At 70.5% G+C, this 6,456-nt stretch carries 1 protein-coding gene; it reads left to right on the top strand.

Features of this window, described 5'->3' with window-relative positions; translation table 11 throughout:
* Window positions 1-6,456 (top strand): non-ribosomal peptide synthetase (locus G4D86_RS51315; protein WP_164003037.1); only part of this gene is annotated, 6,456 nt, incomplete at both ends.

The raw sequence follows: 6,456 nt of genomic DNA, 5'->3' as shown, positions 1-6,456 counted from the left end.
TCTGCATGGAGCGCGGCGTGGACATGGTGGTGGCCGTGCTCGCCATCCTCAAGGCCGGCGGCGCCTACGTCCCCATGGACCCGGCCTACCCGCGTGAGCGCCTGGCCTTCATGCTCCAGGACTGCGGCGCCCGGCTCGCCCTCACCCAGCTCCACCTGTCCGAGCGCATGGAGGGCTCCGGCGTGGAGGCCCTCTACCTCGACGACGTGGCCGTGCGCGAGCAGCTCTCGCGCGAGTCCGAGGCCAACCCACCTCACGTCACCTCGCCCCAGCACCTGGCCTACGTCATCTACACCTCGGGCAGCACCGGCAAGCCCAAGGGCGTCATGGTGCAGCACGCGTCGGTGATGAACCTGCGCGCCGCGCTGGCTTCCGCTGTCTACGCGGGGGCCGAAGGCGCGCTGCGCGTCAGCCTCAACGCGCCCCTGTCTTTCGACGCCTCGGTGCAGCAGCTCATCCAGGTGGCGGAGGGCCACGCGTTGTGTGTAGTGCCCCAGGCGGCACGCGAAGACGTCGCGCTGCTGAAGTCATGGGTGGAGAAGTACGGCGTGGACGCGCTGGACTGCTCCCCCTCGCACCTGCGCCTGCTGCTGGAAGAGGGCCTGGGCTCCAGCCGTCCACTGCGCGTGTTGGTGGGCGGCGAGGCGGTGGATGAGGCGCTGTGGGCGAAGCTGTCAGCCCATCCCTTCATCCGCGGCTTCAACGTCTATGGCCCCACCGAGTGCACGGTGGACACCACCGCGCGTGCGGTCCATGGCGCTCCGGGCCGGCCCACCCTGGGCGGCCCGCTGGCCAACGTGCAGGTGTACGTGCTCGACGAGCGCATGCAGCCGGTGCCCACCGGTGTCCCCGGTGAGCTCTTCATCGGCGGCGCCGGCGTGGCTCGCGGCTACCTCCACCGCCCCGAGCTCACCGCAGAGAAGTTCGTGCCAGATGCGTTCGGCACCACGCCCGGTGGCCGCCTCTACCGCACGGGCGACAAGGCACGGTGGCTGGCTCATGGCGAGCTGGAGTACCTGGGCCGCATCGACTTCCAGGTGAAGCTGCGCGGCTTGCGCATTGAGTTGGGCGAAATCGAAACCGCGCTGGAGGAAGTGGCGGGAGTCCGCCGCGCCGTGGTGCTCGCACGCGAGGACGTGCCCGGCAACCAGCGCCTGGTGGCCTACGTCGTGGGCGGAGCCGAAGCCTCCGAGGGCGTGCTGCGCGAGGCGCTCAAGGCCCGCCTGCCCCAGTACATGGTGCCCTCCGCCTTCGTCGCGCTGGAGACGATGCCGCTGACGTCCAACGGCAAGGTGGACCGCAGGGCCCTGCCCGCCCCGGAGTCCTCTGCCTCCGCTTCCGAATACGTCGCCCCGCGCACTCCCACCGAGGAAATCCTCGCCTCCCTCTGGGCCGCGCTGCTGCGCGTGGAGAAGGTCAGCGCGCAGGATGACTTCTTCGCGCTCGGCGGCCATTCCCTGCTGGCCACCCAGGTCGTCTCTCGCGTCCGCTCCTCCCTGGGCGTCGAGCTGCCCCTGCGCGCCCTCTTCGAGGCTCCCACGGTGGCTGCCCTCGCCGCTCGCATCGACTCCGCCCGTGAGTCCGCGCAAGGCCTCGTGGCCCCCGCCATCGTCCCAGTGCCCCGCACCGGCCCGCTGCCTCTGTCCTTCGCCCAGCAGCGGCTCTGGTTCATCGACCAGCTCGAGCCCGGCGGTTCCTCCTACAGCATCCCCCGCTTCATTCGCATGCAGGGCTCGCTGGACGTGGGCGCCCTGCGCCTCAGCTTCGAGGAACTGGTGCGGCGTCACGAAGCCCTGCGCACCACCTTCCTCCAGCAAGAAGGCCAGCCGCTTCAGCTCATCTCATCCCATGCCGAGCTGTCGCTGCCTGTCGTGGACCTCAGTGCAATGGAGCCCGAGGCCGCCAGGGAGGAGCTGCAGCGGCGGCTCCGCGAGGACACCCTGCGGCCGTTCGACCTCGCCACCGGCCCGCTGGTGCGCGCGAGCATGTGGAAGCTGGGCCCGGCCGAGCACGTGCTCTCGCTCAACCTGCACCACATCGTCTCCGACGGCTGGTCCATGGGCGTGCTGGTGCGCGAGCTCGTCTCCTTCTACGGGGCCTTCTCCTCCGGCCAGTCGCCGCAACTGCCACCCCTTCCCATCCAGTACGCCGACTTCGCCTCGTGGCAGCGCGACTGGTTGCAGGGTGCCGTCCTCCAGGGCCAGCTCGACTACTGGAAGCAGCAACTCTCCGGTGCGCCCGCGCTGCTGGAGCTGCCCACTGATAGGCCCCGCCCCGCCGTCCAGTCCCAGCGCGGCGCCCTGCTACCCGTCCACCTGCCCTTGCCTCTGTCCGAGGCCCTCTCCGCCTTCTGCCAGCGCGAGGGTGTCACTCCCTTCATGGCCCTGCTCGCCGTCTGGCAGCTGCTGCTGGCGCGCTACTCCGGCCAGGACGATGTCACCGTCGGCTCTCCCATCGCCGGCCGTACCCGGGGCGAGACGGAAGGCCTCATCGGCTTCTTCGTCAACACCCTCGTCCTGCGCTCCCACGTGCAGCCCCAGGCCACCTTCCGCGAGCTGCTCGCCCACGTGCGCGCCTCCACTCTGGCCGCCTACGAGCACCAGCACCTGCCCTTCGAGAAGCTCGTCGAGGAACTGCAGCCCCAGCGCAGCCTCAGCCACTCGCCTCTCTTCCAGGTCATGCTCGTGCTCAACAACGCTCCCCCCGCGGAGCTCTCCCTCGCAGGGCTGTCCTTCGTCCCCCTGGAGCGCGAGGCCGAGGCCACCAAGTTCGACCTGACACTCTCTCTCACCCAGACGCCCCGAGGCCTGTCCGGCAGTCTCAGCTACCGCACGGACTTGTTCGACGCCTCCACCGTCTCCCGCATGGTGGAGCACCTGCAAACCCTGCTGGAGGCCACGCTCGCCTCGCCCGGCGCGCGCGTGGGTGAGCTGCCCCTGCTCTCCCCTTCCGAGCGCACGCGGCTGCTCGAGTCCTTCAACGCCACGACGGAACTCCTCTCGTCCGAAGAGCCGCTGCACACGCTCATTGCGGAGCAGGCCGCGCGCCACCCGGAGCGGCCCGCGCTCGCCTGCGAAGGCCAGGTGCTCACCTACGGTGAGCTGGACGCCCGCGCCAACCAGCTCGCCTGGCACCTGCGCGCGCTGGGCGTAGGTCCCGAATCGTGCGTAGCCCTGTGCCTGGAGCGCTCCGTCGAGATGGTGGTGGCGCTGCTGGCGGTGTGGAAGGCCGGTGGGGCCTACGTCCCCCTGGACCCGGCCCAGCCCGCCCTGCGCCTGCAAGCCCTGGTGGAGGAAGTCTCCGCTCCCGTGGTGGTGACCGTATCCGCGTTCGCGGCTTCCTTTGTTGCCTCGCACGTGAGTGCGGTGCTGCTGGATGAGGACTCCAGACTGCTCACGGGCCTGAGCACCGAGGCGCCTCCCCGCCAGGTGCATCCGGAGAACGTCGCCTACGTCCTCTTCACCTCCGGCAGCACCGGCCGCCCCAAGGGCGTCGCTGTCTCCCACGGGCAGCTCGCCCACTACGTCCATTCCGCCACCCAGCGGCTGGACCTGAAGGACTGCGAAAGCTTCGCCCTCGTCTCCACCTTCGTCGCCGACCTCGGCAACACCGTCCTCTTCCCCGCCCTTTGCACCGGCGGTCTGCTGCACGTGCTGCCCCAGGAGATAGCCAGCAGCCCCGCCGCCGTCGCTGAGTACTTCCAGCGTCACGCCGTGGACTGCATGAAGCTGGTGCCTTCTCACCTCGCAGCCCTCATGACGGCGGCAGAGCCTCGCCACGTCCTGCCTCGCAAGAAGCTGGTGCTCGGCGGTGAGTCCTCCTCCTGGGCCCTCATGGAACAGGTGCGCGCGCTGGCACCCGACTGCGAGGTCTTCAACCACTACGGCCCCACCGAAACGACGGTGGGTGTGCTCGCTGGCCGCGTGGAGCTGCCAACCGCAGGCTCCGCCCCGGCCACCGTGCCGCTGGGCCGTCCCCTGGCCCATACGCGCCTGTACGTCCTCGACGAGCGCCTGCAGCCGGTGCCTGTCGGAGTCCCCGGCGAGCTGTTCATCGGCGGCGCCCAGGTGACGCGCGGCTACCTCCGTCGGCCCGAGCTGACTGCGGAGCGCTACCTCCCGGACCTCTACTCTCCAGTGCCCGGCGCGCGCATGTACCGCAGCGGAGACAAGGTGCGCTGGCTGGCCGACGGGCGCGTGGAGTTCATCGGCCGCGCCGACTTCCAGGTGAAGGTGCGCGGCTTCCGCGTGGAGCCCGGTGAAATCGCCACCGTGCTGCGCGAGCACCCCGCCGTGCACGAGGCCCTGGTGGTAGCTCGCGAGGAGGTCCCCGGTGACAAGCGCCTGGTGGCCTACGTCGTCCCGTCCTCCGAGCCGGTGCCCGCCGAGTCCCTGCGCGCCTTCCTCCAGCAGCGACTGCCGGCCCACATGGTGCCCTCCGCCTTCGTCTCCCTGGAGGCCTTCCCGCTGACTCCCAACGGCAAGGTGGACCGCAAGGACCTGCCCGCACCGGAAGCCCCCTCCAGCCCGGAAGACGCCTACGTCGCCCCGCGCACTCCCACCGAGGAGCTCCTCGCCGCCCTCTGGGCGGAGGTACTCCGCGTGCCTCGCGTGGGCGTGAATGACCACTTCTTCGAGCTGGGCGGCCACTCGTTGCTGGCGACACGGCTGGTCTCCCGCATCCGCGCCGCCTTCCGCACGGAACTGCCCCTGCGCACCATCTTCGAGGCACCCACCCTGGAGGCCCTCGCACGCCGCATCGATGCGCAGGGGACGGCTGACTCCGCTCCGCCCCTCGTGCCGGTGTCGCGTACGGGCCGACTGCCCCTGTCCTTCGCCCAGCAGCGGCTGTGGCTCATCGACCAACTGGAGCCCGGCAGTCCCGCCTACAACATCCCCTCCGCCCTGCGCATCTCCGGGGCCCTTGATACCGAGGCGCTGCGCCAGAGCCTCGAAGCGCTGGTGCGCCGTCACGAAGCACTGCGCACCACCTTCCGCGATGAAGCAGGCGAACCCGTCCAGGTCATTTCTCCGCCCGAGCCTTTGCGGCTGGACGTCGTGAACCTGGGGAATCTGCCTGAAGGCGCACGCGAGGCAGAAGCCCGCCGGCTGGCTGCCGCCGAGGCGATGACGCCCTTCGACCTCGCAACGGGCCCGCTGCTGCGTGCCTCGCTGCTGGTGCTCGATGCACGGGAGCATGTGCTGCTGCTGACGGTGCACCACATCGTCTCCGACGGCTGGTCCACCGGTGTGTTGGTGCGCGAGCTGGTGTCCTTCTACAAGGCCTCCGCTTCCGGACAGTCGCCGCGGCTGGCGGCCCTTCCCCTCCAGTACGCGGACTTCGCCGCGTGGCAGCGCGCCTGGCTGCAGGGCGACGTCCTCCAGCGTCAGCTCGATTACTGGAAGCAGCAGCTCTCCGGCGCACCCGCGCTGCTGGAACTCCCCACCGACCGCCCCCGTCCCGCCGTGCAGTCCCAGCGCGGAACGACGCTGCCCGTCCACCTTCCCGAGTCCGTGGCCTCGGCCCTCTCCGCCCTCTGCCAGCGCGAAGGCGTCACGCCCTTCATGGCGTTGCTCGCCGTCTGGCAGGTGCTGCTCGCTCGCTACTCCGGCCAGGACGACGTCGTCGTCGGCACGCCCATCGCCGGCCGCACGCGCTCGGAAACCGAAGGCCTCCTCGGCTTCTTCGTCAATACGCTGGTGCTACGCACCCAGCTGCGGCCTCGCGCCACCTTCCGCGAGCTGCTGGCCCAGGTGCGCGCCACCACCCTGAGTGCCTACGAGCACCAGCACGTCCCCTTCGAGAAGCTGGTGGAGGAGCTGCAGCCGCAGCGCAGCCTCGGCCATTCGCCGCTCTTCCAGGTCATGCTCGTGCTGCAGAACGCACCGGGCACCGCCCTGTCTCTGCCGGGCCTGACCTTCCAGGCGCTGGAGCGCGAAGCCGAGGTCACGAAGTTCGACCTGACGTTGGCGCTGGCCCAGACGCCTCGCGGCCTCACTGGCACCCTGAGCTACCGCACAGACCTGTTCGACGCGTCCACCGTGGCTCGCATGGTGGAGCACCTGCGCACCCTGCTGGACGGCGCGCTCGCTTCACCCGACGCCCGTCTGGAGGCACTGCCCCTGGTCGACGCCGCGGAACGCCACCAGCTCCTCGTGGCGTGGAACGACACCGGCGCCGACGCCCCGCGGGAGGCCTCCATCCATGCGCTGTTCGAGGCCCAGGCCCGCTTGACTCCGGACGCGGTGGCCCTCGTCTTCGGCGAGGAGCAGCTCACCTACCGGCAGCTCGATGAGCGTGCCAACCAGCTCGCGCACCACCTGCGCGCCCTGCACGTCGGCCCCGAGGTGCTCGTGGGCCTGTGCGTGGAGCGCTCCGCGCAGCTGGTGGTGGGCATGCTCGCCATCCTCAAGGCCGGCGGCGCCTTCCTCTGCCTCGACCCGTCCCTCCCCTCCG

Source organism: Pyxidicoccus caerfyrddinensis (genome assembly GCF_010894405.1).
In the GTDB taxonomy this organism is placed as follows: Bacteria; Myxococcota; Myxococcia; order Myxococcales; family Myxococcaceae; genus Myxococcus; species Myxococcus caerfyrddinensis.
This window is presented reverse-complemented; position numbering and strand designations above follow the sequence as displayed.